Annotated in this window: 25 protein-coding genes, 1 other RNA gene and 1 pseudogene; 13 read left to right on the top strand and 14 right to left on the bottom strand. The window is 74.7% G+C overall.

Annotated features, from left to right (window positions below):
- The first annotated feature begins 137 nt into the window (after nucleotides 1-137).
- On the top strand, nucleotides 138-1,181 hold the full coding sequence (locus tag ACFXDE_RS38500) for an ATP-binding cassette domain-containing protein (RefSeq protein WP_380498983.1): 1,044 nt from the start codon (nucleotides 138-140) through the stop codon (nucleotides 1,179-1,181).
- Nucleotides 1,178-2,008 (top strand): ABC transporter permease, encoded by an 831-nt coding sequence (locus ACFXDE_RS38495; protein ID WP_380443437.1) that lies wholly within the window; start codon nucleotides 1,178-1,180, stop codon nucleotides 2,006-2,008. Before ACFXDE_RS38500 ends, ACFXDE_RS38495 begins: the two co-directional genes overlap by 4 nt.
- Before the next feature lie 92 nt (nucleotides 2,009-2,100).
- On the opposite strand, the gene ACFXDE_RS38490 is transcribed toward ACFXDE_RS38495, so the two are convergent.
- The gene (locus tag ACFXDE_RS38490; protein ID WP_380498982.1) at nucleotides 2,101-5,418 is read right to left on the bottom strand and encodes a BTAD domain-containing putative transcriptional regulator; all 3,318 of its coding nucleotides are present in this window, start codon (nucleotides 5,416-5,418) and stop codon (nucleotides 2,101-2,103) included.
- Nucleotides 5,419-5,609: 191 nt separating this feature from the next.
- Here ACFXDE_RS38490 and ACFXDE_RS38485 point away from each other — a divergent pair, with 191 nt between their 5' ends.
- Nucleotides 5,610-6,428: a site-2 protease family protein gene (locus ACFXDE_RS38485; protein WP_380443433.1), complete on the top strand. Its 819-nt coding sequence runs from the start codon at nucleotides 5,610-5,612 to the stop codon at nucleotides 6,426-6,428.
- A 14-nt stretch (nucleotides 6,429-6,442) separates the two neighbouring features.
- Here the strand turns inward: ACFXDE_RS38485 and ACFXDE_RS38480 are convergent, their stop codons facing one another.
- Both ACFXDE_RS38480 and npdG read right to left on the bottom strand, forming a co-directional pair.
- The gene (locus tag ACFXDE_RS38480) at nucleotides 6,443-6,631 is read right to left on the bottom strand and encodes a hypothetical protein (RefSeq protein WP_380443431.1); all 189 of its coding nucleotides are present in this window, start codon (nucleotides 6,629-6,631) and stop codon (nucleotides 6,443-6,445) included.
- A gap of 127 nt (nucleotides 6,632-6,758) precedes the next feature.
- Nucleotides 6,759-7,451, bottom strand: a complete 693-nt coding sequence (gene npdG / locus ACFXDE_RS38475) for an NADPH-dependent F420 reductase (protein WP_380498981.1) — start codon at nucleotides 7,449-7,451, stop codon at nucleotides 6,759-6,761.
- A 46-nt stretch (nucleotides 7,452-7,497) separates the two neighbouring features.
- On the opposite strand from npdG, the gene ACFXDE_RS38470 reads away from it, so the two are divergent.
- Complete coding sequence (locus ACFXDE_RS38470; protein WP_380498980.1) at nucleotides 7,498-8,196, top strand: hypothetical protein; 699 nt, start codon at nucleotides 7,498-7,500, stop codon at nucleotides 8,194-8,196.
- A 66-nt stretch (nucleotides 8,197-8,262) separates the two neighbouring features.
- Nucleotides 8,263-9,612, top strand: coding sequence for an MFS transporter (locus ACFXDE_RS38465; protein WP_380498979.1), 1,350 nt, complete (start codon nucleotides 8,263-8,265; stop codon nucleotides 9,610-9,612).
- Between the two features lie 7 nt (nucleotides 9,613-9,619).
- Here ACFXDE_RS38465 and ACFXDE_RS38460 read toward each other — a convergent pair whose 3' ends face one another.
- Nucleotides 9,620-9,853 (bottom strand): hypothetical protein, encoded by a 234-nt coding sequence (locus ACFXDE_RS38460; protein ID WP_380443423.1) that lies wholly within the window; start codon nucleotides 9,851-9,853, stop codon nucleotides 9,620-9,622.
- A gap of 106 nt (nucleotides 9,854-9,959) precedes the next feature.
- Between ACFXDE_RS38460 and map the strand changes: the two genes are divergently transcribed.
- Complete coding sequence (gene map / locus ACFXDE_RS38455) at nucleotides 9,960-10,805, top strand: type I methionyl aminopeptidase (RefSeq protein ID WP_380443421.1); 846 nt, start codon at nucleotides 9,960-9,962, stop codon at nucleotides 10,803-10,805.
- A 34-nt stretch (nucleotides 10,806-10,839) separates the two neighbouring features.
- Here the strand turns inward: map and ACFXDE_RS38450 are convergent, their stop codons facing one another.
- On the bottom strand, nucleotides 10,840-11,541 hold the full coding sequence (locus ACFXDE_RS38450) for a bifunctional DNA primase/polymerase (RefSeq protein ID WP_359961575.1): 702 nt from the start codon (nucleotides 11,539-11,541) through the stop codon (nucleotides 10,840-10,842).
- Nucleotides 11,542-11,964: 423 nt separating this feature from the next.
- Between ACFXDE_RS38450 and ACFXDE_RS38445 the strand changes: the two genes are divergently transcribed.
- Nucleotides 11,965-12,192, top strand: a complete 228-nt coding sequence (locus ACFXDE_RS38445; protein WP_380498978.1) for a hypothetical protein — start codon at nucleotides 11,965-11,967, stop codon at nucleotides 12,190-12,192.
- A 47-nt stretch (nucleotides 12,193-12,239) separates the two neighbouring features.
- Complete coding sequence (locus ACFXDE_RS38440) at nucleotides 12,240-12,437, top strand: hypothetical protein (protein WP_380498977.1); 198 nt, start codon at nucleotides 12,240-12,242, stop codon at nucleotides 12,435-12,437.
- Between the two features lie 98 nt (nucleotides 12,438-12,535).
- Here the strand turns inward: ACFXDE_RS38440 and ACFXDE_RS38435 are convergent, their stop codons facing one another.
- Nucleotides 12,536-13,210, bottom strand: a complete 675-nt coding sequence (locus tag ACFXDE_RS38435; protein ID WP_380498976.1) for a PadR family transcriptional regulator — start codon at nucleotides 13,208-13,210, stop codon at nucleotides 12,536-12,538.
- Nucleotides 13,211-13,364: 154 nt separating this feature from the next.
- Here ACFXDE_RS38435 and ACFXDE_RS38430 point away from each other — a divergent pair, with 154 nt between their 5' ends.
- On the top strand, nucleotides 13,365-13,763 hold the full coding sequence (locus ACFXDE_RS38430; RefSeq protein WP_380443414.1) for an ACT domain-containing protein: 399 nt from the start codon (nucleotides 13,365-13,367) through the stop codon (nucleotides 13,761-13,763).
- A gap of 92 nt (nucleotides 13,764-13,855) precedes the next feature.
- Nucleotides 13,856-14,113, top strand: a complete 258-nt coding sequence (locus ACFXDE_RS38425; protein ID WP_359961560.1) for a Prokaryotic metallothionein — start codon at nucleotides 13,856-13,858, stop codon at nucleotides 14,111-14,113.
- 75 nt (nucleotides 14,114-14,188) lie between these two features.
- Here ACFXDE_RS38425 and rnpB read toward each other — a convergent pair.
- The 5 genes from rnpB to ACFXDE_RS38400 form a co-directional block, all read right to left on the bottom strand.
- Nucleotides 14,189-14,584: RNase P RNA component class A (rnpB, locus tag ACFXDE_RS38420), an RNA gene on the bottom strand.
- A 13-nt stretch (nucleotides 14,585-14,597) separates the two neighbouring features.
- On the bottom strand, nucleotides 14,598-16,094 hold the full coding sequence (locus ACFXDE_RS38415) for an MFS transporter (RefSeq protein WP_380498974.1): 1,497 nt from the start codon (nucleotides 16,092-16,094) through the stop codon (nucleotides 14,598-14,600).
- A 37-nt stretch (nucleotides 16,095-16,131) separates the two neighbouring features.
- Nucleotides 16,132-17,616 carry an RNB domain-containing ribonuclease gene (locus ACFXDE_RS38410; protein WP_380498973.1) on the bottom strand — a complete coding sequence of 495 codons (1,485 nt, stop codon included), beginning with the start codon at nucleotides 17,614-17,616 and terminating at the stop codon, nucleotides 16,132-16,134.
- A 134-nt stretch (nucleotides 17,617-17,750) separates the two neighbouring features.
- The gene (locus ACFXDE_RS38405; RefSeq protein WP_380443408.1) at nucleotides 17,751-18,140 is read right to left on the bottom strand and encodes a type II toxin-antitoxin system death-on-curing family toxin; all 390 of its coding nucleotides are present in this window, start codon (nucleotides 18,138-18,140) and stop codon (nucleotides 17,751-17,753) included.
- Complete coding sequence (locus tag ACFXDE_RS38400; protein WP_380443406.1) at nucleotides 18,137-18,469, bottom strand: hypothetical protein; 333 nt, start codon at nucleotides 18,467-18,469, stop codon at nucleotides 18,137-18,139. The genes ACFXDE_RS38405 and ACFXDE_RS38400 overlap by 4 nt, the downstream gene beginning before the upstream one ends.
- Nucleotides 18,470-18,857: 388 nt before the next feature.
- Between ACFXDE_RS38400 and ACFXDE_RS38395 the strand changes: the two genes are divergently transcribed.
- Both ACFXDE_RS38395 and yaaA read left to right on the top strand, forming a co-directional pair.
- Complete coding sequence (locus ACFXDE_RS38395; protein WP_380498972.1) at nucleotides 18,858-19,307, top strand: DUF3995 domain-containing protein; 450 nt, start codon at nucleotides 18,858-18,860, stop codon at nucleotides 19,305-19,307.
- A 42-nt stretch (nucleotides 19,308-19,349) separates the two neighbouring features.
- Nucleotides 19,350-20,135, top strand: a complete 786-nt coding sequence (gene yaaA / locus ACFXDE_RS38390; RefSeq protein ID WP_380498971.1) for a peroxide stress protein YaaA — start codon at nucleotides 19,350-19,352, stop codon at nucleotides 20,133-20,135.
- Between the two features lie 66 nt (nucleotides 20,136-20,201).
- On the opposite strand, the gene ACFXDE_RS38385 is transcribed toward yaaA, so the two are convergent.
- From ACFXDE_RS38385 to ACFXDE_RS38375, 3 genes are read right to left on the bottom strand one after another with little or no spacing between them, the layout of a single operon-like run.
- A complete protein-coding gene (locus tag ACFXDE_RS38385) occupies nucleotides 20,202-21,353 on the bottom strand; it encodes a bifunctional RNase H/acid phosphatase (RefSeq protein WP_380498970.1) in 1,152 nt (383 codons plus the stop codon).
- Nucleotides 21,354-21,357: 4 nt separating this feature from the next.
- A complete protein-coding gene (locus ACFXDE_RS38380; RefSeq protein WP_380498969.1) occupies nucleotides 21,358-22,101 on the bottom strand; it encodes a zinc ribbon domain-containing protein in 744 nt (247 codons plus the stop codon).
- A 23-nt stretch (nucleotides 22,102-22,124) separates the two neighbouring features.
- Nucleotides 22,125-22,961, bottom strand: coding sequence for a Nif3-like dinuclear metal center hexameric protein (locus tag ACFXDE_RS38375; protein WP_380443396.1), 837 nt, complete (start codon nucleotides 22,959-22,961; stop codon nucleotides 22,125-22,127).
- Between the two features lie 504 nt (nucleotides 22,962-23,465).
- On the opposite strand from ACFXDE_RS38375, the pseudogene ACFXDE_RS38370 reads away from it, so the two are divergent.
- Nucleotides 23,466-25,169 (top strand): annotated as a pseudogene (locus ACFXDE_RS38370) (hypothetical protein); the annotation flags it as partial.

The following is a 25,169-nucleotide window of genomic DNA, read 5'->3' as shown; positions in this document are numbered from 1 at the left end:
GCCGCAGCCGTTTCCGGGGGCCCGCACCGGCGGCGCTGTCACGCCCGGCCGCCCGTGACAGCGGGGTGACAGCGCCGCGCCGGGCCCTCCCCCGCGATGACAGCCCGCTGACAGCCGGGCCGGACACCCTTCGGGGCATGACACGAATCGCCACCGCCCCGAACGACCGGCCCGGCTCCCGGCAAGCCGTCGCCGCGGGCAACGCCGTCGAGGTCCGCGGCATCGTCAAGCACTTCGGTGACACCAAGGCCCTCGACGGGGTCGACCTCACCGTGGCCGAAGGCACCGTCCGCGCCCTGCTCGGCCCCAACGGCGCCGGCAAGACCACCCTGGTGCGGGTCCTGTCCACGCTGATCAAGCCGGACGCGGGCACCGCGTTCGTCGGCGGCTACGACGTCCTGCGCCAGCCCAAGCAGCTGCGCCGCACCATCGGCCTGACCGGCCAGTACGCCTCCGTGGACGAGCTGCTCTCCGGCTACGAGAACCTCTACCTGATCGGCCGGCTGCTCGACCTCCCCGGCCGTGAGGCCAAGGCCCGCGCCACCGAGCTGCTGGAGCGCTTCTCGCTCACCGAGGCCGCCAAGCGGATCGCCAAGACCTACTCCGGCGGCATGCGCCGACGCCTCGACCTGGCCGCCAGCATGATCGGCCGCCCCCGGGTGCTCTACCTGGACGAGCCCACCACCGGCCTGGACCCGCGCACCCGCAACGAGGTCTGGGACGAGGTGCAGCGGATGGTCGCCGAGGGCAGCACCGTGCTGCTGACCACCCAGTACATGGAGGAGGCCGAGCAGCTCGCGAACGAGCTGACCGTCATCGACCGCGGCCGGGTGATCGCCAACGGCGGCGTCGCCGAGCTCAAGGCCAAGGTCGGCGGCCGGATCCTCCAGGTCCGCCCGGCCCACCCGGCCGAGCTGCCGGAGATGGCCCGCTGCCTGCACGAGAACGGCATCTCCTCCGCCACCTTCTCCCCCGACGACGGCCTGCTCGCGGTACCGCTCGTCGACGAGCAGCAGCTCACCACCGTCATCGGGGTGCTCGGCGGACGCGGCTTCGCGATCGCCGGCATCGACACCAAGGTGCCCAGCCTGGACGAGGTCTTCCTCGCCATCACCGGCAAGCCCACCGCCGACGCGGCCACCACGGCCGCCGCCGGCCTCGTCAAGGAGCCCGCCGCATGACCACCGCCACGCTCGCCCCCGCCCGGGTCGAGGACTCCGGCGCCGACGACACCCGGATCGGCCTGGCCGGCACCCTGCGCCACATCGGCGCGCTGACCCGCCGCAACCTGATGCGGATCAAGGCCGACCCGGAGTCGATGTTCGACGCCGTGCTGATGCCGATCGTCTTCACGGTGCTGTTCGTCTACGTCTTCGGCGGCGCCGTGTTCGCCGGCGACCAGGACAAGTACAAGCAGTTCATGATCCCCGGACTGCTCGGGCAGACCGGCATGACGCTGGCGCTGGCCGTCGGCACCGGCCTGAACACCGACTTCCAGACCGGGGTGATGGACCGCTTCCGCACCCTGCCGATCGGCCGGGCCTCCGTCCTGCTCTCCAAGATCGTGGCGGAGACGCTGCGGGCCCTGCTCTCCTCCGCGATCCTGCTGACCTTCGCCTTCATCCTCGGCTTCGAACTGAAGACCGGCGTGCCGGAGCTGCTGGCCGCGATCGGCCTGTCGCTGGTGTTCGGCATGTCGATCGTCTGGATCTCGATGCTGCTGGGCATGTCGCTGCGCAGCGCCCAGGCCGTCCAGGGCGTCTCCATGCTGGTCCTGATGCCGATGCAGTTCGGCAGCTCGATCTTCGCGCCGACCAGCACGATGCCGGGCTGGCTGCAGGCCTTCACCAAGGTCAACCCGCTGTCCGCGCTGGCCGACGCCTCCCGCGCGCTGCTCAACGGCGAGGGGGCGGTGGCCCACCCGGTGATGATCGTGCTGATCTGGTCCGCCGCGTCGACCGCGATCTTCGCCCCGCTCGCGGTGGCGCGGTTCCGCAAGCGGGTGTGACGGCCGGCGGCCGGCCCGCCGCGGGGGGGGGGCGGACCGCCCGCGATCCCGCCTCCGGTGGAGGCGGGATCGCCGTCCCTGGTGCCGTGGCCCTAGCCGATCAGCTCGTCCAGGACGGCGCGCGTCTGCTGCGGGGTCATGCCGTGGCCCTCGGCGCAGGCGGCCTCGAACGCCTCGTCGCCCAGCAGGGACCGCAGGGCGGCTCCTGAGCGCTCGCGCTCGGCGCGGTCCAGGTAGCCGCCCTTCGGGCCGTTCATCCCGTTGTGGGCCGCGAGCAGCACGGCACCCAGGCGGGCCTTCACGAGGTCGGCGTCCCGCTCGGCGAAGGACCGCAGCACGCCGACCACGGCCGGCACCACCATGACCGTCATCTGCTCGGCGAAGCCGGTCGCACCCTCCATCGCGGTGAGCAGCCGGCGGCCCTCGCGCAGCAGGGCCAGCCCCTCCTCCGGCCGGCCGGCGCGGGCGATGATCCAGCCGCGGGCGGTGGTGAGCAGACCGGCCACCACACCAGGGCTGAAGCCGCCCACCCGGGTCCCGTCCAGCTGGTCCAGTTCGGTCAGCGCCCGGTCGTAGGCCCCGCGCTGGGCGTGGATGCCGCAGAGCGTCAGGTGCCCGAACAGGAAGGCGCCGCTGACGGAGTGGTTCGGGCTCGTCCGGTCGAGGCCGTCGATGGTCTCCCGGATGATCCGCTCGCCGCGCTCCATGTCCCGCTCCAGCAGCGCGGCGCCGAGGTTGACCCGCAGGATCGGCACCTCCTGCGGCGCGCCCAGGACCTCGGCCAGCTCGATCGCCTGCTCGTACGCGGCCGCGGCCTCCTCCGGCTCACCCGAGTTGGCCAGCGCCTCGCCGCGGGCGGCCAGCGCCTGGGAGATCCCCCAGAGGTCCCCGGCCTCCCGGTACAGCGCCAGGGACCGCTCGCCGTCGAGGACGCCCTGCTCGGCCCCGCCCGGCCAGTCGTTCATCACCTTGGCCCGGATCTGCAGGACGAACGCGAGGTCGGTCAGCCCGCCGTGCACCTCGCAGCCGCGCACGGCGTCGTCCATCAGGTCCTTCATCACTTCCAGCCGGCCGGCCAGGAAGGCGCCGAACACCCGCATCAGGGCCGGGAAGCGGTAGGACTGCGGCAGCCCCGGGCCGAACACCTCCAGCAGGTGCTGCGAGACCGCGATCGCCTCCTGGTCCCCGAGCACCTCCAGGTTCCCCTCGAACAGCCCGATCAGCCGGTACATCGCGAGCAGCCGGCGGGCCTCCTCGACGACGCCCTCGGGCATCGGCACGCCGTACGCGAGCACGTTGTGCTCCAACGGCACGGGGGCCGGTCCGGCCGGGTCGAACGGGTCGGGGCCGAGCGCGGCGATCGCGGTGTACCAGCCGCGGGCCTCCAGGCTGTAGCCGCGCAGCGACCAGTACCAGCTCATGCCGAGCGCGAGGGCGAGGGCCTGCTCCTCGTCCCGCCGGTCGACCGCGCGGCGCAGCGCGGCCCGGATGTTGTCCTGCTCGCGCTCCAGCACCGCCAGCCAGTGCAGTTGCTGCGGGCCGTGGATGCTCAGGTCGGCGGTGGCGACCAGTTCGCGGAAGTGGGCGAGGTGGCGGCCCTCCGTCTCGGCGTTCTCGACGGCCTCGGCGAGGCGCTCCTCCGCGTACTCGTGGATGGTCTCCAGCATCCGGTAGCGCGGCAGGTCCCCGTCGCCGAGGTCGGCCACCAGCAGGGACTTGTCCACGAGGGAGAGCAGCAGGTCGGCGACCTCGGTGCGGGTCACCTCGACGCCGTCGGCGCAGACCGCCTCGGCGTCCTCCAGTCGCCAGCCGCCGGCGAACACCGACAGCCGCCGCAGGACGGCCCGTTCGCGCTTGCCGAGGAGGTCCCAGCTCCAGTCGACCACCGCGCGGAGGGTCTGCTGGCGCGGCAGCAGGGTGCGGCTGCCGGCGGTGAGCAGGCCGAACCGGCCGTCCAGGCGGTCGGCGATCTGGCGGGCCGTCATCACCCGCAGCCGGGCGGCGGCGAGCTCGATGGCGAGCGGCAGGCCGTCCAGGCGGCGGCAGATCTCGGCGCAGGCCTCCGGCTCGCTGCCCGGGTCGTAGCCGGGACGGGCGGCGGCGGCCCGCTCGCCGAGCAGCCGCAGCGCGACGGGGGCGGGCAGCGGCTCGACCGGCACGACGGTCTCGCCGGGCACGCCGAGCGGCTCGCGGCTGGTGGCGAGCACGGTCAGGCCGGGGCACTCGACGAGCAGGGTGGCGGCGAGGTCGGCGGCGGCCTGGATCAGGTGCTCGCAGTTGTCGAGGACGAGCAGCATCCGGCGGTGGGCGCAGTGCTCGACCAGCCGGCTCAGCGGGTCCTCGGCGCGCTTGTCGATCACCTCGGCGACGATGCTGCCGGTGTGCAGGACGGTCTCGCGCAGGCCGAGCGCGGAGACCACGGCGGCGGGGACGGCCTCCGGGCTCTCCAGCGGGGCGAGTTCGGCCACCCAGACGCCCTCCGGCCAGCGGCCGGCGGCGAGTTCGGCGCGGCCGGCCTCGATCGCGAGGCTGGTCTTGCCGGAGCCGCCGGGGCCGGTCAGGGTGGTCAGCCGGCCGGTCGTCAGCGCCTCGCGCAGGGCGGCGAGATCGCTCTCACGGCCGACGAAGCTGGTGAGCCGACCGCGCAGGTTCCCGGCGACGACGGCGCGCGCGGGCGCCCTGGGCGGTGGCACGGCCTCCTCCGGCACCAGCAACTCGGCGTGGAGGTCCTGGAGTTGACGACCGGGGTCGACGCCGAGCTCGTCCGCGAGGGCGCGCCTGGTCCGCTCGTAGTGGCGCAGCGCCTCGGCCGTCCGGCCGCTCCCGTGCAGCGCGCGGAGCAGCAGGTACTGCCAGGGCTCGTCCAGCGGGCGCCGCTCGCAGTGCTCGGTGAGCTCGGCGACCAGGTCGGCGGCCCGGCCGAGCCCGAGCTCGGCGGTGATGCGGTGCCGGCGGGCCTCGTCGCGCTGGGCCTCCAGCCGGGCGGCCGGGCCCCGGTCCGGCAGGTCGGCCAGCGCGGGGCCGCGCCACAGCGCGAGGGCGGCCCGCAGCCGCTCGGCGGCGAGCGCGTGGTCGCGGGCGTCCAGCGCGCGGCGGCCCTCGGCGGAGAGCCGGCGGAACTCGGCGAGGTCGGTGGCGGGGCCGGTCAGCCAGTACCCGGCGGGACCGGAGCCGATCTCGTCCCGGCCGACGGTGCGGCGCAGCCGGCCGACCAGGGTCTGCAGGGCGGCGGAGGCGTCCTGCGGTGGTTCCGCGTCCCACACCTCGTCCACCAGGAGGTCGGCCGGCACCGGACGGCCCTCGCGCAGGACCAGGGCGGTGAGCAGCGCGCGCAGCCGGGCACCGCCGAGCGGGACCGGCGTGCCGTCGTCGTGATGGGCCGTGGTGGTTCCGAGGATGCCGTAGTGCACCGGACCATTCTGGTCGATGTCCGGTCGCGGGGGCGCACAATTGTCCGGGCACCCACGGAAGCCCCCGGAACCCGGACGAGGGCGCCGGACGTTCACCCTGGACGGCTTGTCCGGTCACGGGCGCGCCCGGCATGATCGGTGCGCCGTCCGCTCGCCCCGTTCCACCCCCCTGACCCCCGGAGCACCACACCATGACCTTCGCCGCAACGCAGCGCTCGCGCAGCGACGACCGCCGGATCAGCCCGGTGTTCTGGGTGCTCCTGGCCGTACTGGGCACCTCCGGCTGGGCGGTGTACGCCGGCTACGGCAACGCCTCGTTCGGGGTGTTCCTGTTCGTCGTCGCGGGCTGGATGGTCTCGCTCTGCCTGCACGAGTACGCGCACGCGCGCACCGCGCTGCACGGCGGCGACATCAGCGTCGGCGCGAAGGGCTACCTGACGCTCAACCCGCTCAAGTACGCGAACGTGCTGCTCAGCTTCGTGCTGCCGATCGTGTTCGTGATCCTCGGCGGCATCGGCCTGCCCGGCGGCTCGGTCTGGATCGAGCGCCACCGGATCCAGGGGCGGCTCAAGCACAGCCTGATCTCGGCGGCCGGGCCGCTGGTGAACCTGGTCTGCGCCGCGGTGCTGCTGATCCCGGTGGGTGCGGGGTGGCTGCACAACAGCGACGTACCGTCCTACCACCTGGCGTTCAGCGGCGACCAGATGACGGCCCTCGAAGCCGGCATGGGCTTCCTCGGCCTGCTCCAGCTCAGCGCGGCGCTGCTGAACCTGCTGCCGGTGCCGGGCCTGGACGGCTACGGGATCATCGAGCCCTGGCTGTCGTACAACGCGCGCCGCGCCGTCGAGCCGTTCGCCCCGTACGGGATGCTGGCCGTGTTCGCGCTGCTGTGGCAGCCGCAGGTCAACTCGTTCTTCTTCGGGATCATCTACGACGTGATGGACCTGTTCGGGGTGAACTCCACCTACGCGGCGCTCGGCCGCGCCCTGTTCAGCTTCTGGAAGAACTAGCCCGGCCGGAAGAACTAGCCCTGTTCGGCGGCCTGGGCGGCGGCCAGCTTCGCCCGGCGCCGGTTCATCCACAGGACGTTGCTCGCGACGCCCGCCAGCGGGATCCAGATCAGGCCCAGCCAGAAGCCCTGGGTCAGCGAGACGACGGCGGCGGCCAGTGCGAGGACGACGACGATCAGGGCGAAGACGGACGTGCGGGGCATGGCGGGCGGCTCCTCGGGCGCGGACGGCGGGCCGGCCGGAAGGGATCTGCCCGGCGGCCGGCCCCCATTGTCGCCGACCTCACCTCCGGACCGGGTCCAGGGGTGAGGCCGACACGGCGGGACGTGCTCAGACGTCGGTGATCCGCAGGCCCGCGTGCGCCTTGTAACGGCGGTTGACCGAGATCAGGTTGGCCACCAGCGACTCGACCTGGTGGGCGTTGCGCAGCCGGCCGGCGAAGATGCCCCGCATGCCGGGGATCCGCTCGGCGAGCGCCTGCACGACGTCGGTGGCGGCCCGCTCGTCGCCGAGGACCATGACGTCGGTGTCGATCCGCTCCACCGACTCGTCCTGGAGCAACACCGCCGACAGGTGGTGGAACGCGGCGGTGACCCGCGAGTCCGGCAGGAGCGCGGCGGCCTGCTGCGCGGCGCTGCCCTCCTCCGGGACGAGCGCGTAGGCGCCCTGCTTGTCGAAGCCGAGCGGGTTCACGCAGTCGACGACGATCTTGCCGGCCAGCTCCTCGCGCAGGGCGGTGAGGGTCGCGGCGTGCCCGTCCCACGGGACGGCGATGATCACGATGTCGCTCTCCCGGGCGACGGCGGCGTTGTCGGCGCCGCGCACGCCGAGGCCCAGCTCGGCGGCCGAGGCCTCGGCCCGGGCGGCGTCGCGCGAGCCGATGATCACCTGCTGGCCGGCCTTGGCCAGTCGCAGGGCCAGCCCGCGCCCCTGGTCGCCGGTGCCGCCGAGGACGCCGACCACCAGCTGCGAGACGTCCGGCAGCTCACGGGCCGGGTTTGTCGCTGAATCGAGGGAAGTCATGGGCCGATCCTGCCAAATCCCCGGCCGGGCGGACATTCTGAGGCCCATGGACGCGGTGAGAGTTTCGGCACTCCGGGAGCGGCTGGCGGGCACCGGCTGGCTGGAGGCGGTCGGCGGCTTCGCCGGAGCGCTGCGCCGCTCGGTGTCCCGGCGCGGGGCGGGCGAGCTGCTGCTGGTCGGCACCGAGGCGTACGAGCCCTGGCACCTGGCCGCCCATCTGGACGACGAGGCCGCCTGGTCGGACGTCCCCCGGCTGGCGCCCACCCTGCTGCGGCACGGCCCGACGGCCGGCGCCCCGGCGCACCTGGCGCACGGCCTCGGGCGGCTCAGCGGGGCCCGGCGCGGCGCCACCGTCCTGGTGGTCGCCCCGCGGACCGTCGGCGCGCCGCTGCTGGAGCGTGTCCGGGACGCCCGCCGGGGCGGCGCGACAGTGCTCGCGCTGGACGGCGGCGCCGCGGCCGGCGGGCCGGGCGGGCTCGCGAATCCCGGCGGGCTCGCCCGCCTCGACGACCTCCGCGGACTCGACGGCCCCGACCGGCTCGACGGCCCCGACGGACTCGACGACCTCCGCGCGCTCGCGCACGAGCGGCTGGCCGTCGGCACCGGCGCGGAAGAGCCCTTCGACCTCGCCCAGCACCTGGTGAGCGCCGCCGCCGCGCAGCCCCCGCCCCGCCGCTCGGCCCTCGGCCGGCTCGCCGACCTGGCCGCCCGGCTCGCCGCGCCCCCGACGATCGGCCGCTGGTAGGCCCCGCCCCGGCGGCCGGGAAAACCCGTTGCGGCACCCGGAACGGCCGTCCGAGGATGGTCGTTCGTGAACGACGACGAACCACCCCATACCGGCCGGCTGCGCGCCCTGCTGCGCTCGCTGCGCCCCGACCTCTCGCCCTGGCGCTCCTCCCGCGACTTCCGGCTGCTCTGGACGTCCGGCTGCGTGACGAGCTTCGGCAGCTTCCTCACCTACGTCGCCGTGCCGATGCAGATCAAGGACCTCACCGGTTCGTCCTTCGCGGTCGGCCTGGTCGGCGCCTTCGAGCTCGTCCCGCTGATCGTCTTCGGGCTCTGGGGCGGCGCGCTCGCCGACGCCCTCGACCGGCGCCGGCTGGTGCTGCTGTCCGAGGCCGGGCTCGGCCTGCTGGCCGGGCTGCTCCTGCTCAACGCGCTGCTGCCGCACCCGCTGCTCTGGCCGGTCTACGCGGTCGCCGCGCTGGTCGCCGCGGCCGACGGCCTCCAGCGCCCGGCGCTGGACTCGCTCGTCCCGCGGATCGTCCGGCACGACCAGCTGGCCGCCGCGTTCGCCCTCAAATCCCTGTACCGCAACGTCGCTTCGGTGGCGGGCCCGGCACTGGCCGGCGTCACCGTCGCCTTCGCCGGGGTACGGACGGCGTACGCGCTCGACGTCCTCACGTTCGCCGTGTCGCTCCTGCTGCTCGCCCGGATCCGCGCCGTGCCGCCCGCGAGCGACGCCGAACGCCCCACCTTGCAGGCCGTGTTCACCGGGCTCCGGTACGCGTGGAGCCGCAAGGACCTGCTCGGCACGTACGCGATCGACCTCTGCGCGATGCTGTTCGCCTTCCCCGTCGCCGTCTTCCCGTTCCTGGCCTCGGAGTTGGGCGCCGACTGGGCGCTCGGCCCGATGTACGCGGCCTCCGCCGCGGGCGCCCTCCTGGTCGGCGCGACCAGCGGGTGGACCTCCCGGGTGCACCGGCACGGCCGCCTGCTGGTCGTCGCCGCCGTCGGCTGGGGTGCGGCGATGGCGCTCGCGGGCCTGGCCGGCAACGTCTGGGTGGTCCTGCTCGGCCTGGCGCTGGCCGGCGGTGCCGACGAGATCAGCGGCGTCGCCCGCTCGACCATGTGGAACCAGTCCATCCCGGACGAGGTCCGCGGCCGGATGGCGGGCGTGGAACTGCTCAGCTACTCGGTCGGCCCGCAGCTCGGGCAGGTCCGGGCCGGCACGATGGCCGGCCTGATCGGTGTCCGGGCCTCCGTCTGGACCGGCGGGGCGGCCTGCGTCCTCGCCGTCGTCGCCGTCGCCGCGGCGCTCCCCGGCCTGCTGCGGTACGACGACCGCACCGACCCGAACACCGCCGCCGTCCGGGCCGGGCACGAACGGGCGGAGCGCGAACGGGCGGAGCGCGAACGGGCGGCGGCGGCAGCCCCCTGACGAGCCGTCACTCGGCCTGTCGCTCCGCCCCGCCCTCCGGCTTGTCGTCCGACGCGTTGCGCCACTCGCGGTTGCGCTCCTCGACGAGCTGAAGGGCGTGCGCCGCCTCGTCGCGGGTGGCGTACGGGCCGAGGCGGTCCTTGGCCGGGCACTCGGGGCCCTCCTCGACCTTGTTGTGCTTGATGCAGTAGAACCACTCGCCGGGCTTGCCGGTCGGCTTGCGGTGGAATCCCAGGGGCATGGCGGTCTCCTGTACGACGGCGGACGGTCCGCTACCGATCATTCCCCGGCCGGGGCCGCTCCGCACACCTCCCGGCCGCCCGGGGCCCGGCCGATAGACTCGCCGCATGGCTCTCGTACCCGGCACCCAGTCCCCCACCCGCAAGGTCCCGGCGCACATCGCGCGCCCCGAGTACGTCGGCAAGCCCGCGCCGACGCCGTACACCGGGCCCGAGGTGCAGACCGCCGAGACGATCGAGAAGATGCGAATCGCGGGCCGGATCGCCGCGCAGGCGATGGCCGAGGCGGCCGCGCTGATCGCGCCCGGCGTCACCACCGACGCGCTGGACGCCGTCGCCCACGCGTACATGTGCGACCACGGCGCCTACCCGTCCGACCTCGGCTACCGGGGCTTCCCCAAGTCCGTCTGCACCTCGATCAACGAGGTGATCTGCCACGGCATCCCGGACTCGACCGTGCTCCAGGACGGCGACATCGTCAACATCGACGCCACCGCCTACATCCACGGCGTGCACGGCGACCTCAATGCCACCTACCTGGTCGGCGACGTGGACGAGGAGTCCCGGCTGCTGGTCGAGCGGACCAGGGAGTCGCTCGACCGGGCGATCAAGGCGGTCAAGCCGGGCCGTCAGATCAACGTGATCGGCCGGGTCATCGAGTCCTACGCCAAGCGCTTCGACTACGGCGTCGTGCGGGACTTCACCGGCCACGGCATCAACACGTCGTTCCACTCCGGCCTGATCATCCCGCACTACGACAGCGAGCGGGCCACCGAGGTGATCAAGCCCGGGATGACCTTCACCATCGAGCCGATGCTCACCCTCGGCACCTACGACTACGAGATCTGGCCGGACGGCTGGACCGTCGTCACCAAGGACCGCAAGCGCACCGCCCAGTTCGAGCACACCCTGGTGGTCACGGCGGACGGCGCGGAGGTCCTGACCCTGCCGTGACCCACGCCGCGGCGCCCCGCCCCGGTGGGCGTCGTCAGCCGATGAGCCACTGCTCCTCGGCCACGGCGCCCACCTCGGTGCAGGCGTCCGTCAGCACGTCGAGGACGCGCAGCGGGTCCGGCAGGGACAGCTCGGGCCCGCGCAGCCACCGCACCTGGGAGCCGTCCGGCAGCGCGGCCGGCGGCAGCAGCGTGTACGAGCCGCGGCAGTGCCAGCGCAGGCCGGGGTGCTCGGACATGGTGTCCGGCGTGGAGTCGAGCGCGCTCGGCCACCACTCGTCCTCGTCCTGCGGGGTGCCACGGGTGGCGGTGAAGAACAGGTAGCGGTCCTCGCCGACGGCGGCCACCGGGCCCTCGACGCCGAGCGCCGTCAGCCGCTCCAGGGCGAGCCGCCCGGCCTCGGCCGGGACGTCCAGGACGTCGTGCGCGCGGCCGGTGGCGGTCACGAAGTTGGCGTGCGGGTCGCGGGAGAGCCAGCGGGCCAGCTGCTCCGGGTCCGTGGTGGCCTGGGTCTGCCAGGCGAAGGACACCGGGTGCTGGGCGGGCGCCGGACAGGCGACCCGGTCGCACGAACATCGGTAGCCGGCCGGATGGGCCGCGGGTGCGAGCGGGAAACCGGCGCGGACGGCGCCGAGCAGCTGATCCAGTCGGGCGGCGGGAGTGTCCGCGTCGCCCGGACGGGCCCGCTCACGGTCACGCTTCTGCCACCAGGTCGTCCACCTGCTGCCGGCTTCCATCGGGCCCCTTCCGCGCGCTGCCGTGCCTGGTGCGACACAGCGTTCGACGTACCTCTCCGACGCAACGCACGGCGCCCCCCGCTGCTTCCCGGGTCGGTGCTCGGCCTTGCCGTCCACGCCCTGCCGGCCGGAGCCGGGGTCACCGGACGGCCGACGCCCGGGTCACGGTACGGAGTCGCGGCAGCGCTCGGGCTGCGGCTCGAAGGCCGGGAGAGCACGCCGATCCGCGCCTCGCCCGGCCCGCACGGGGCCCGCTGACCCGGGTGGACCCCGAGGGCGTAACAGGAAGGATAAGGGTGCGCGGGCCCTTCGGATGACCGGGGGCGGTGCCTCGCCGGTCACACTCCCGGCACGCAGTGGCCACAAGGCCCCCTCCGGTGGTCCGCCGTAACGTCACCCGCCCGGAGGTGAGACCCTGGTGGGGTGAAAGCGGAGACCGAATTCGTCGGCGGCCCCATGGACGGCCAGGTCCTCCCCATCGAGGTGGGGATGATGCTCGGCGTGCCCAAGAAGTACAAGGTGCCGGTCCCCGCGCACGGCGACACCCCCGCGCGCACACTGGTGTACGTCCGGTCCAAGCAGGTGCACGGCACCCGCTGGTTCTGGCGCTACGAGTACGACGAGGCGGCCACCGAGCGCGCGTCCGGCTGACGTCCGCACGGGCCGCGCCCCTCCGCAGCCTCCCCGGGAGGACGGCCATGGCGAGAACCGTGCGGCACCCCAGGAGCAGGACCGAGGCCATCGCGCACCACAACCGGCAGGTGGCCGGCGTCACCGCGGCGCTGCTGGTCGTGATCAGCCTCTACACCGTCGTCATCGGGCCCGACGGCTGGCTCTGGTTCGCGTGGGCGGTGCTGCTGCTCTCCTGCGTGGCCCTGTTCACGATCCGCGGCTGAGCCCGCTCCCGGGCCCGCCCCCGAACAGCGGCACCGCCCGCTTCCCCCCGGCGACGGTCGGGCACCTCGGTCAGTCGTCCCCGGTCATTCGCCCTCGGTCATTCGTCCTCGGCGAGGATCAGGTACAGCTTCTTGCGGGCCTCGGTCAGCACCGCCAGGCCCTTGGTGCGCTGCCCCTCCGAGCCGGTGGCCATGACCTGACGGATCGCCTGGTCGACCGCGGCCAGCGCCTGGCCGACCTCCTGGACGGCCTCCCAGTCGACCTCCCGGCCGGCCTCCGCCCACGGCTCCGCGGCCCCCGCCTCGGCCTCGGCCCGGCCCGCCTCGGTGAGCGAGACCAGCCGCTTGCCGCCGATCACCTCCGCGACGATCAGGCCCTCCTCCTCCATCAGCTGGAGGTTCGGGTAGATCGAACCCGGACTCGGCCGCCAGGCCCCGCCGGTCCGCTCGGTGATCTCGGCGATCATCTCGTACCCGTGCATCGGCCGCTCCTTGAGCAGCGCCAGCAGCGAGGCACGGACGTCCCCGCGCCGCGCCCGGCCCCCGCGCCGCCCGTGCGGGCCGCCGCGCCGGCCGCCGCGCCCGCCGAAGCCGTGCCCGAACGGACCGCCCATCGGGCGGCCGGGGCCACCGCCGCCGAACGGCGGACCGAAGCCGCCGAACGCCGCGCGGCGCTCGTAGCCCTCCCCCGGCATCCCCTCGAACTCCGGGCCCGGGCCGCGACGCCGGTCGCCGCGGGGGCCCTCTCCACGAAATCGCATTCCTGAGCGCATGGCGCCCACCTCCTGTGGTTCGGCGAAACAGTCGAGTAACTGTCTCGATAGTTCGACGATATATCGGTGACTGTCGCTCGTCAACGGATACCGACACCCGACACGGCCGCCGAGCGCAGCGGTCGGCTCCCGTCCAGCCGCTACGGTGACGGGCATGGCCGGAGAACGCGATCTTTCGACGCTGCTGCGCGGCATGCGCCCGCTGCTCAACCCGGGGCGGTACGTCTACTGCACGCTGCCCGCGAAGGTGCCCGCCGGAATGCGGCCGGTGGTGACCGTCGCCGAACCCGAAGGGGTGACGGTGGTGCTCCCGCAGGAGGAGGCGGACGCCCTCGGGCTGCGGTACGAGTACGTGGCCGCCTGGATCACCCTGCAGATCCACTCGGCGCTGGAGGCCGTCGGACTGACGGCGGCGGTCGCCGGCCGGCTCGCCGAGGAGGGGATCAGCTGCAACGTCGTGGCCGGCTTCCACCACGACCACCTGTTCGTCGGCGCCGACGACGCCGAACGCGCCGTCCGGGCCCTGACGGAGCTGGCCGACCGCTCCGCCTGACGGTGCCGCCGAGTGGCCGCGGCCGTCCGCCCCTTCGACACTGGAGGCAGCCGCCCCGCCAGGGCCGGCCCCACCGGAAGGAGACGGCCGCCATGGCCATCTGCGTCACCTGCGGCAACGACTACTGGCTCGCCTTCGAGATCAAGACGGTCACCGGCGACACCTACACCTTCGACAGCTTCGAGTGCGCGATGGAGAAGCTCGCGCCCCGCTGCGAACAGTGCAGCGTGCGCATCGTCGGCCACGGCGTCGAGGTGGCCGGCATGTTCTTCTGCTGCGCCAACTGCGCCCGCGTCAACGGCGGCCTCGGCGAGCAGATCCGCGACGCCGTCGGCGCCCACCCGGCCTAGTCGGACCCCGGCACGACGAAGGCCCTCCGGCCCGCGCTTCTCGCGCGGCCCGGAGGGCCTTCGGCTGCATGGGGGCGGAAGAGTCGGCCTGTACGCCGGGTTCTGTCACCCGGGCTGCTTGCGCGGCCCGGGGAGACGGCCATCCATCTAGGGCTGCCGTTGCCGACAGCCTCGTGCGGTCTACCCGCGAGCTCGGGCGAGCAGCCCTCGAACACTCGCGCACGGCGCCCGGAGGCACCGATCTTGACCTTGCTCCAGGTGGGGTTTACCGAGCCGGCCGGGTCACCCCGGTCGCTGGTGGTCTCTTACACCACCGTTTCACCCTTACCCGCCGCAGAACGGCGGGCGGTCTGTTTTCTGTGGCACTGTCCCGCGGGTCACCCCGGGTGGGCGTTACCCACCACCCTGCTCTGTGGAGCCCGGACGTTCCTCGGCGGGTCTGGGACCCGTCGCGACCGCCCGGCCGGCTCTTCCGCCGTAGTGGTCATCGTAGCCGCTCGGGCGGCGCCTGCCGTACTCCGGTCCGGACCGCCGGCGCATCCCCGCCGAGCCGGGCGGCGACCCGGGCCGCGGCCGCCGTCGCCCGGGCCGAGGTGGTGGCCAGGCCGAGGGCGAGGATCGCACCGCCGAGACCCACCAGGATCCACCAGCCGGCGTGGCTGGCCGACGCGAAACCCGTGGCCACCGGGCCGACCACCGCCGAGGTCACCACCGTCCCGATCACCGCCACCCCGAGCGACTGGCCGACCTGCCGGCTCGTCGACGCGACGGCCGCCGCCACGCCCGCCTGGGCCCGCGGCATGCCGGAGACGGCCGCGTTGGTGATCGGCGCGTTGACCATGCCGAAGCCGAAGCCGAACAGCGCGTACGCGACGAGCAGCAGCACCGCCGGGGAGTCCGCGGTCAGCCGGGTGAGCAGCAGGCCGCTCGCGGCCAGGCCCAGCCCGGCCGCGACCAGCGGCAGGCGCGGGCCGCGGCCGCCGACGATCCGTCCGGACAGCGGCGCGCAGACCAGCATCATCCCGGCCATCGGCAGCGTCCACAGGCCCGCCTCGACCGGGCCGTAGTGCCGGACGTCCTGCAGGTAGAGGGTGTTGAGGAAGAGGAAGCCGCCGAGCCCGGCGAACGCGCACACCGCCGTGACGGTGGCGCCGGTGAACGGCGGGCTGGCGAAGAAGCGCGGGTCGACCAGCGGCTCGGCGACCCGCCGCTCCCACAGCGGGAAGGCGACCAGCGCGGCCACCGCGACCCCGGCCAGGGCCAGGATCAGCGGGGACGTCCAGCCGTTGCCGGGGCCCTCGATGATGGCGGCGGTGCCGCAGCCCAGCAGCAGGACCATCAGCAGCTGCCCGACCGGGTCCAGCCGGCGCGGCCGCGGGGCGCGCGACTCGGGGACGTAACGGATGGTCAGCGCCACGGCGACCAGCGCGACCGGAACGTTGATCAGGAAGATCGACGGCCACCCGGCGCCGTCCACCAGGAACCCGCCGAGCAGCGGCCCCATCGCCATCGAGATGCCGACCACCCCGCCCCACACGCCGATCGCCCGGGCCCGCTCGGCCGGGTCGGTGAAGGTGTTGGTGATGATCGACATCGCGACCGGGTTGAGCATCGACCCGCCGACCGCCTGGAGCGCCCGGAACGCCACCAGCCACTCCAGGCTCGGCGCCAGACTGCACAGCAGCGAGCCGAGCGCGAAGCACAGCAGACCGATCTTGAACACCCGGCGGCGGCCGAAGCGGTCGGCCACCGAGCCGAACAGCATCAGCAGCGAGGCCAGCACGAGGGTGTACGCGTCGATGATCCACTGCAGGCCGGACGCCGGGGCGTCGAGGTCGTGCTGGATCGCGGGCAGCGCGATGTTCACCACGGTGTTGTCGAGGCCGACGATGAACAGGCTCAGACAGCAGATCGCCAGCACGAGCAGGCGCCGGCGGCGCCCCTGATCGGCGGGGGCGGTGGGGGCGGAGGGTTCGGACACGGCACGATCCTCCCACCCCCGCCCGCCCCCGGGCGGCTCAGAGGGCCGCGAAGCGGACCGTCCGGGTGGCCGGATCGGCCGCCGCCAGCCGCACCCGGATCAGCCCGCCGAGCGGCAGCGGGGCCGGGACCGCACCGGGGGCGACCGCTTCGGGGCCGACCGGCCGGTCGCAGCGGGCCCGGACGGCCGGCTCGCGCAGCTGGACGGTGCCCGAGGCCGGCCGCTTCTCGTCCACGTCGATCACCACCGCCGTGAAGTCCTCGCCCTCCCGGCCCGCCAGCAGCTCCGCCTCCACCAGGTCCACGCACGCCCGCTCGACCTCGGCCGAACGGCGGTCCCCGCTCGCCATCAGCGCCGGCACGCCGGGCAGCGCCTCACGCGTCCAGTCCGGCACGTCCTCCCCCGCGGCCACCGCCGCGCACACCTCCTGGGCGAACCGGTCGCCGAGCCGGCGCAGCGGCGCCGTGCAGTGCGCGTACGGCGCCGCCAGCGCCGCGTGGCCCGGATCGGCGGGGGCGGGCAGGCCGCGGGACTCGTCGAACGCGTGGTAGCCGGCGCCGCGCAGCAGCCCGGTGCACTCGTTGAGGAAGGCGGCGTTGAGCGGCACGTCCGGATCCAGCGAGCGGATCAGCTCCTGGTACGGGAGGCCCTCCGGCCAGGCCACGTCCAGGGCGGCGGCGATCCGGCGCAGCCGCGCGTACGCGGAGGCGGGCGCGGCCGGCAGGGTGCGCAGCAGGCCGACGCCCGCGTCCAGCATCATCTCCGCGGCGGCCATGCCGGTGAGCAGCGAGATCTGGGCGTTCCAGCCGTCGGCCGGGCCGGGCGCGCGATAGCCGAGGACGTACCCGTGCAGGGTCTCCTCCACCTCCTGCTCGGGCACCGGCAGGCTGATCCCGCCGCGCGCCCGCTCCTGCTCCTCGCGCAGCCCGCCGACCGTCGCGAGCAGGGCCAGCTGCTCGTCGGCCCCGCCCAGGTCGACGGCGCGCTGGACGGCCGCGTAGTCCAGGCGGCGGTGCGAACGGACCACGGCGCGGCGCGCGTCCGCGAGCACGACCCCGCCGTCCGCGTCCAGGTCCAGCTGCCACAGCAGCGCCGGGCGGGGCTCGCCGGGCAGGAGGCTGGCGGCGTCCTCGGAGATCCGGGTGGGGTGCAGCGGGATGCGGTGGTCCGGGAAGTACAGGGTTTCGACCCGGCGGCGGGCCTCGGCGTCGATCGCCCCGCCCGGACGGACGAAGGCCGCGACGTCGGCGATCGCGTAGTACACCCGGTAGCCGCCGCCCGGGCGGCGGGTGAGGTGCATGGCCTGGTCGAGGTCCCGGGAGCCGGGCGGGTCGACCGTGAACAGCGGCAGGTCGGTGGCGTCGTACTCGGGCATCCGGGGCCGCTCGGCCGCCTCCTCCGCCTCGGCCAGCACCGCCTCCGGCCACTCGGCGTGGATCTCCAGTCGGGTCCTGAGCTCGGCCAGTTCCGCGTTGATCCGGGCGGAGTCGGCGGCCTTGACGCGCAGTTTTCGGCGTGGCATGCACGTCAGCGTAGGGCGAATCGGGTGATTCCGGACGGAGGCTCGGCGGCCCCGGTGGCCCCCTCCGGGGTTTCGGTGACCTCCGGGTTTCGGTGACCTCGTCGGCCTCGGTGGCCTCGGCGGCCTCGACGGCCTCAGCGACCCAGGAGCTTCCTGAGGTCGGCGGCGGCGAGGGAGACGGAGTCGTCGTAGCCGCCGGTGGCCAGGCGCAGCACGAAGGCGACGGCGTCGTCCGGGTGCGGGTCGGTGTAGGACTCGCCGTTGTAGTCCAGGAACAGCAGCATCGCCTCGAAGGCGGTGCGCTTGTTCCGGTCGACCAGCGGGTGGTTGCGGGCGAGGCTCTGACCGAGCGCGGCGGCCTTGGTCCAGAGGTCCGGGTAGGCGTCGGCGCCGAACAGGCTCGCTTGCGGGCGGCCGAGGGCGGACAGCAGGGCGCCGAGGTCGCGGATGTTCTCCGGGCCGCCGGCGAGGTAGGTGACGTCGTCGAGGTCCAGGAACTCCGTGGGCCCGGTGGGCCGGGTCACAGGTCCTTCAGCCTCTCCAGCGTCTCGGCGTTGGCCGCGCGGATGCGGGCCACCATGGCCGCGCGACGCTCGGCCCGGCCGGGTCGCGTCAGGCCCTCCGGCACGTCGGACTGCCGCACCTCGAACGCCAGCTCGGCGGTGTCGCCCCCGCCCTCCCCCTCGGTGACCCGCACCCGCCCGGCCATCACGGCCTGCGCGGCGGCGCGCAGCGCGAACTCCAGCGCCTGCCGCGTCTCCACCGGCAGGTCTGCGGGCAGCCGCACGGACAGGGACTCCTCCACGGCGTCGTCATCCTCGCCGGGCACCAGGTCCAGGGGTCGCAGGGACATCTCACTCACTCTCCTTCGCCACCCACCGTAACGGCCGGTGGACCCCTGCCCCCACCGAATTCCCCCCGCTGTTCCCCCTGGGCAGGCGCAGGGCGCAGGAGCCGAATGGCGGGCCACGGAACGGCGCGCGGGCGGACAGCCAACCCACACCCGCCACCCCCATCGAAAGGCCCCGGGCGCCACGGGCGACAGCAGCCAAACGGCGGGCCACGGAACAGCGCGCGGGCGGACAGCCGACCGACACCCGCCACCCCCACCGAAAGGCCCCCGGCACCACGGGCGACAACAGCCGAACGGCGGGCCACGGCCCGGTCGGACGGCCGGCGGTCAACGGACGTAAGGGTTCGTAGAGTTGGGGCAGGTGGTCGAACGTGGAGGGGGTCCGGTGATGAGCACGGTGAAGGCGACCGGGGTGGCGGTGTCGGCCGCGTTGGCGGGCGTCGGGGCGCTGCACGCGGTGTGGGCGGTGGCGCCGTGGCCGTTGCGGACGCCGGAGGAGTTCGCGGACACCCTGGTCGGCGCGGGCGATGAGCTGCCGCCGGCGACCGCCTGCCTCGCGGTGGCGGGACTGCTCGGGACGGCCGCGTACCTGGTGGCGGCCGAGGCCGGCGCGCTGCCGCCGGTGGGACCGCGGCGGCTGCGGCGGGCCGGAGTGCGGGCGGTGTCCGGGGTGATGCTGGCGCGCGGGATCGGCGGGCTGGCGCTGTTCGGGAACGTCGTCGAGCGTTCGGAGCGGTTCACGCGGCTGAACACCCGGTACTACTCGCCGCTCTGCCTGGCCCTCGGTGCCGGGGCGGCCGTGGTCGCGCGGGCGGGTGCCGGGGAGCCGTCGCAGTAGGGTGGCGGGGTTCGGTTGCCACAAAGTGTTGAGGAGTCCGCTGTGCTGGTGCTGTTGCCGCCCTCGGAGGGGAAGGCCGCGTCCGGGGACGGAGGGCCGGTGGTGCTCGACCGGTTGTCGTTGGCGGGACTGACGACGGCGCGGGCCGAGGTACTGGAGGCGCTGGTCGCGCTGTGCCGGGGGGACGAGGACACCGCCGCCGAGGTGCTCGGGCTCAGTCCGGGACTGCGCGGGGAGATCGCGCGGAACGCCGGGCTGCCGTCGGCCGGGGTGCGGCCGGCGGGCGAGGTGTACACCGGCGTGCTGTTCGACAACCTGGGCCTGGCCACCCTGGACGAGGCCGCGTACGGCCGGGCCGAGCGTTCGCTGCTGGTGTTCTCCGGGCTGTGGGGCGCCGTGCGGATCGCCGACCGGATCCCGCCGTACCGCTGCTCGATGGGCGTGAAACTCCCCGGCCTGGGGGCACTCGGGGCGTACTGGCGGAGCGCGATGGCCCCCGTGCTCCCGGAGGTCGCGGACGGGCTGGTGCTGGACCTGCGCAGTTCCGCGTACGCGGCCGCGTGGAAGCCGGCCGGCGAGGTGGCCTCGCGCACGGCGACCGTCCGGGTGCTCCAGGAGCGGAACGGCAAGCGCACGGTCGTCAGCCACTTCAACAAGGCGACGAAGGGCCGGCTCGTCCGGGACCTCCTGGTGGCCGGCGCCGAGCCGAAGACCCCCGCCGAGCTGATGGACGCCCTGCTGGAGCTGGGCCACCGGGTGGAGCTCGCCGCGGAGGGCACGGCCCGCAAGCCGTGGCAGCTGGACGTCGTCGTCACCGAGGTGCACTGACGGCGTGAGGCGGCGCCCGTGCACTGACGGCGTGAGGCGGGGCCCGTGCCCCGCCTCACGGTCGGGTCAGCGCAGGTGCGACGTGTCGTTGAGCAGCCGCACCGACGCGTTGCCGTCCGCGTAGTACTGGACGGCGCACAGCGAGGCCGCCGACAGCTCCATCCGGTACAGCGAGTCCGGCGGGGCGCCGAGGGCCAGTCGGACCAGCGTCTTGATCGGGCTGACGTGCGACACGACGAGGACCGTCCGGCCGGGGTGGCGGGCGATGATCTTGTCGCGGGCGACGCCTGCCCGGTGGGTGAGCGTGGTGAAGCTCTCGCTGCTGCCGGTCGGCTTGGCCTTGGCCGAGCCGAGCCACGCCGTGAGGTCGTCCGGGTAGCGCTCGCTCACCTCGGCGAAGGTCAGGCCCTCCCACGCGCCGAAGTCGACCTCGCGCAGGCCCTCCTCGTACCGCACCTCCAGGCCGAGCCTGGCCGCGACGGTCTCGGCGGTCTGCCGGGTGCGCTGCATCGGGGAGGCGACGACCGCCTGGATGCTGCCGCGCGCGGCGAGCGCCTCGGCGGCCCGCTCGGCCTGCCAGCGGCCCTTCTCGGAGAGCTCCGGGTCGCTGCCGCCGCTGCCGGAGAAGCGCTTCTCCGGGGTGAGCGCGGTCTCGCCGTGGCGCAGCAGCACGAAGGTGGTGGGGGTGCCGAGGTCGGCCGGGGCGGCCCAGCCGGCCTTGGGGGCCGCGGTCTCCAGCGGCGGTTCGGCGACGACCGCCGCGGCCGGCGCTGCCGCGGCGGGCTTCCTGGGCTCCCACTGGCGGCCCGCCTTGCCGGCGTCCATGGCCTCGTTGGCGAGCCGGTCGGCGTCCTTGTTCCGCTCGCGCGGGATCCAGGTGTAGGTGACGCGGCCCCGCGGGAGAACGGTCTTCGCCTCGGCGGCGAGCGGCTGCATGTCGGGGTGCTTGATCTTCCAGCGCCCGGACATCTGCTCGACGACGAGCTTGGAGTCCATCCGGACGTCCACCGTGGCGTCCGGGTCGAGCTCGCGCGCCGCCCGGAGCCCGGCGATCAGGCCCTTGTACTCGGCCACGTTGTTGGTGGCGTGCCCGATGAACTCGGCGGCCTCGGCGACGATCTGCCCGGTGTCGCCGTCGCGGACGACCGCGCCGTAGCCGGCCGGCCCCGGGTTGCCCCGGGACCCGCCGTCCGCCTCGACGATGAAGCGCGCCGCCACCGGATCAGACGCCCGAGTCGGCGGTGCGGACCAGGATCCGCGAGCAGTTCTCGCAGCGGACCACCTTGTCGGCCGGCTCGGCCTTGATGGCGTTGAACTCGGTGATGGAGAACTCGGTGCGGCAGCCCTCGCAGCGGCGCTGGTAGAGGCGGGCCGCGCCGACGCCGCCCTGCGTCTCGCGCAGCTTGGCGTAGAGCTTCATGAGGTCGGCCGGGACGACGGCGGCGACGGTCTCGCGGTCGCGCTTGACCTTGTCGGCCTCGGTGTCGATCTCGGCGAAGGCGGCGTCCCGGCGGCCCTCGGCCTCGGTGAGGACGACGGTGGAGTGCTCCAGGCGGGCGGTCAGCTCGGTGACGCGGGTCTGGGCGCTCTCCAGGCGCTCCATGACGTCGAGCACGACCTCCTCCAGGTCGCCCTGGCGCTTGGCGAGCGAGCCGATCTCGTGCTGGAGGTTCTCCAGGTCCTTCGGCGAGGTGATCGCGCCGGAGTCGAGGCGCTGCTGGTTGCGGGCGGAGCGGGCGCGGACCTGCTCGACGTCCTGCTCGGCCTTGGTCAGCTCGCGGGCGGTGTCGCCCTGCTGGGCCTGGGCGGCGACGACCAGGTCCTTGAGCGCGGTGTGGTCGGCGGTGGCCTTCTCGATCTCGGCGTGCTCGGGCAGGCTGCGACGCCGGTGGGCCAGCTGGTCGAGCTTGGAGTCGATGGCCTGGAGGTCGAGCAGGCGGATCTGGTCGGCGGGCGCGGCGTTCAAGCGGAGAGCTCCTGTGAATCGGGTCAGGCGGGGAAGGACATGGGGGCGTGCGCGGTCCACGGGTCGGTGACCCGGTGGGAGACCTTGGTCTCCACGGCCCAGCCGCGCTGGTCGGCGGCGGCCCGCAGGGCCCGCTCGGCCAGGGTGAGCCAGGGCCACTCGGTGGCCCAGTGCGCGGCGTCGACCAGCGCGACCGGGGCCGCCTCGGCGGCCTCGGACGCCGGGTGGTGGCGCAGGTCGGCGGTGACGTAGGCGTCCACGCCGGCCGCCCGGACCTCGGCGAAGAAGCCGTCCCCGGAGCCGCCGCACACCGCGACCCGGCTGATCAGCCGGTCCGGATCGCCGGAGACGCGGACGCCGGCGGCGGTGGCGGGCAGGCCCTTGGCGACCTGCTCGGCGAAGGCGGCGAGGGTCAGCGGGGGCTCCAGCAGGCCGATCCGCCCGCCGCCGCGGCGGCCGAGCGGGTCGGTCGGGTCCGGCACCAGCGGACCGGTGACGGTCAGGCCGACGGCCTCGGCGAGGGCGTCCGAGACCCCGGGGTCGGCGTGGTCGGCGTTGGTGTGCGCGACGTGCAGGGCGATGCCGTTGCGGATCAGCGTGTGCACCACCCGGCCCTTGAAGGTGGTGGCGGCGACGCTGGTGGTGCCGCGCAGGTAGAGGGGGTGGTGGGTGACGACGAGGTCGGCGCCCCACTCCACGGCCTCGTCCACGACGGCCTGCACGGGGTCGACGGCGAACAGGACGCGGCCGACCTCGGCCTCGGGGTCGCCGCAGACCAGGCCGACGGCGTCCCAGGACTCCGCCCACTGCGGCGGGTAGACCTCTTCGAGTGCGGTGATGACGTCGGACAGTTTCGGCACCTGTCGAGACTACCGTGCGCGCGGGGGCGGTCGGGCCCCGGCCGCTCGGTCTCGGGGGCGGTCGGGGGGTCCCCCGGGCCCGGGCTGCGGGTTCGGCCGGCGTACATGGGTGCCACCCGCGCACGGATGCTCGTCGACCCGCCACGATCCGCCGCTCGCACCCCCCGGGCGCCGGGGGCGCGGGCCGCGCACGCCGGTGCGCCGGGCGCGCGTTGCTCACACCGTGCCCTTCGCACGAATTCGAAACCCGTGCTGGATCACCCTTATGAGTGAAGTGACCGGCTGTGCGTTGAGCCTCTCCCGCCTCGAAAGTAACTTCAGTTCTGCGAACGGCAGTTGCCCCGGCCCGAGGTCGGGATCGCACTCCGTCGGCGCGGGCCGGAGCCCGCCGCACCAGGGGTTGGGCTCATCGCCCCTCATGAGGAATTGCAACGAGGGGCCGTAGCGAGGGGCTGCCACGAGCAGCACGCACCCGTGGGCGGCGGCCGATACGAAGGGATGTGGATGCGGATGATGGGGGCGGGCACATCGCTGCGTACGGCCGGGGGCCCGGGCCCGGTGACCGGCGGGCCGGACGCGGCCGGTCCGTGGCCGGAGGCGACGCGGGCGGCGCTGGCCGGCACCGGAGGCCGGGAGGGCGGCGGGGACTGGGAGGTCACCGCCGGGGGCTTCTGGTGCACGGCCAGGCCGTCCGGGTCGTCACCCTTACCCGGGCAGGGCTGGAAGCTGCACGTCAGCGCGGCCTCGGCGGTGGGAGAGGCGGTGCTCGCGGCCGTCGTGCGGGTGGTCGCCGAAGACCCGTGCACCTTCAAGTTCGCGGCCGGGGAGCAGCGGCTGCGGGAGCTCAACTCACGCAACGGCGACCGCGGTTCGGCGGGCAAGTTCATCACCGTCTACCCGGCGGACGACGGCCAGTTCCGGCGCCTCGCCGCCGCGCTCGACCGCGCGACGGACGGGCTGCCCGGACCCGTCGTGCTCTCCGACCGGCCGTACCGGCCCGGCAGCCGGGTGCACTACCGCTACGGCGCGTTCGCGGCACGCGCCGAGCTCGGCAACGACGGGGAGTACCGGTCGGTGCTGCGCGGGCCGGACGGGGAGCGGGCGGTGGACGTCCGCGGGGCCTCGTACCGGGCGCCGGGGTGGGTGCGGGACCCGTTCGCCCTGCCCTTGGGGCCCGCGACGCCGTCGCCCAGGAAGCGGGCCGGCGGCGTGCTGCTCGCCGGGCGGTACGCGATCACGTCCGCCGTGCGGCACAGCACCAAGGGCGGCGTGTTCCTCGGCCGGGAAGCGGCGAGCGGCGCCGAGGTCGTGGTCAAGCAGGCCCGCGCCCACATCGAGGTCGACCGCGCCGGAACGGACGCCCGCTACGCGCTGCGGCACGAGGCCGCCCTCCTGACCCGGCTGGCCGGGCGCGGCCTGGCACCGGCCGCGATAGAACTCATCGAGCAGGACGACTCGGTCTTCCTGGTGCAGGAACGAATCGCCGGGCAACCGCTGGGCAGCTGGGTCGCCACCCGCCTGCGGCGCGACGGCAGCCCCGACGTCGACTGGGCCGAGGCCGGACCGATGGCCCGGGCCCTGCTCGACCTCGTCGAGCGGGTGCACGCGGAGGGACTCGTCCTGCGCGACCTCTCCCCCGGCAACGTCATGGTGCGGCCCGACGGCGGCCTGCGGCTCGTCGACCTCGAACTCGCCGCCGAGACCGGCCGGCACGCCGGCGCGGCCGGCACCCCCGGCTACCGCGCCCCCGAACAGGGCCCGGGCCGGCTCAGCCTCGTCACGGACGGCACGTGCGTCGCCGACCCCGCCGTCGACCTGTACGCCCTCGGCGGCCTCCTCTTCCTCCTCGCCACCGGCCACGACCCCCTCCTCCCCGAGGACCTCCCCCACGCCCGCCCCGTCACCGAACGCCTGACCCGCTGGCTCACCCTCGCCGCCCGCACCGGCACCACCGCCCGCCGCCTGGCCCCGGCCGTCCTGGGGCTCCGGGCGGACACCCCGGCGGAACGCTGGGGGGTGGCGGCCGTCCGCGCGGCGGTCTTCGGCGGGGACGGGGAGGGCGCGCCGTCGGGCGTGGGCCGGACCGCCGAAGGCCGGGACGGGGAGGGCACGCCGTCGGGCGTGGGCCGGACCGCCGAAGGCCGGGACGGGGAGGGCACGCCGTCGGGCGTGGGCCGGACCGCCGAAGGCCGGGACGGGGAGGGCACG

Source organism: Kitasatospora sp. NPDC059408 (assembly GCF_042751525.1).
In the GTDB taxonomy this organism is placed as follows: Bacteria; Actinomycetota; Actinomycetes; order Streptomycetales; family Streptomycetaceae; genus Kitasatospora.
This window is presented reverse-complemented; position numbering and strand designations above follow the sequence as displayed.

Coding starts and splice junctions, on each gene's coding strand:
- ACFXDE_RS38460 (WP_380443423.1), bottom strand. CDS start 9,853: ATGCCCCTGGGATTCCACCGCAAGCCGACCGGCAAGCCCGGCGAGTGG.
- ACFXDE_RS38470 (WP_380498980.1), top strand. CDS start 7,498: ATGGACGCGGTGAGAGTTTCGGCACTCCGGGAGCGGCTGGCGGGCACC.
- ACFXDE_RS38495 (WP_380443437.1), top strand. CDS start 1,178: ATGACCACCGCCACGCTCGCCCCCGCCCGGGTCGAGGACTCCGGCGCC.
- ACFXDE_RS38425 (WP_359961560.1), top strand. CDS start 13,856: ATGGCCATCTGCGTCACCTGCGGCAACGACTACTGGCTCGCCTTCGAG.
- ACFXDE_RS38500 (WP_380498983.1), top strand. CDS start 138: ATGACACGAATCGCCACCGCCCCGAACGACCGGCCCGGCTCCCGGCAA.
- ACFXDE_RS38480 (WP_380443431.1), bottom strand. CDS start 6,631: ATGCCCCGCACGTCCGTCTTCGCCCTGATCGTCGTCGTCCTCGCACTG.
- ACFXDE_RS38450 (WP_359961575.1), bottom strand. CDS start 11,541: ATGGAAGCCGGCAGCAGGTGGACGACCTGGTGGCAGAAGCGTGACCGT.
- ACFXDE_RS38485 (WP_380443433.1), top strand. CDS start 5,610: ATGACCTTCGCCGCAACGCAGCGCTCGCGCAGCGACGACCGCCGGATC.
- ACFXDE_RS38400 (WP_380443406.1), bottom strand. CDS start 18,469: ATGTCCCTGCGACCCCTGGACCTGGTGCCCGGCGAGGATGACGACGCC.
- ACFXDE_RS38395 (WP_380498972.1), top strand. CDS start 18,858: ATGAGCACGGTGAAGGCGACCGGGGTGGCGGTGTCGGCCGCGTTGGCG.
- ACFXDE_RS38430 (WP_380443414.1), top strand. CDS start 13,365: ATGGCCGGAGAACGCGATCTTTCGACGCTGCTGCGCGGCATGCGCCCG.
- ACFXDE_RS38435 (WP_380498976.1), bottom strand. CDS start 13,210: ATGCGCTCAGGAATGCGATTTCGTGGAGAGGGCCCCCGCGGCGACCGG.
- npdG (WP_380498981.1), bottom strand. CDS start 7,451: ATGACTTCCCTCGATTCAGCGACAAACCCGGCCCGTGAGCTGCCGGAC.
- ACFXDE_RS38410 (WP_380498973.1), bottom strand. CDS start 17,616: ATGCCACGCCGAAAACTGCGCGTCAAGGCCGCCGACTCCGCCCGGATC.
- map (WP_380443421.1), top strand. CDS start 9,960: ATGGCTCTCGTACCCGGCACCCAGTCCCCCACCCGCAAGGTCCCGGCG.
- ACFXDE_RS38440 (WP_380498977.1), top strand. CDS start 12,240: ATGGCGAGAACCGTGCGGCACCCCAGGAGCAGGACCGAGGCCATCGCG.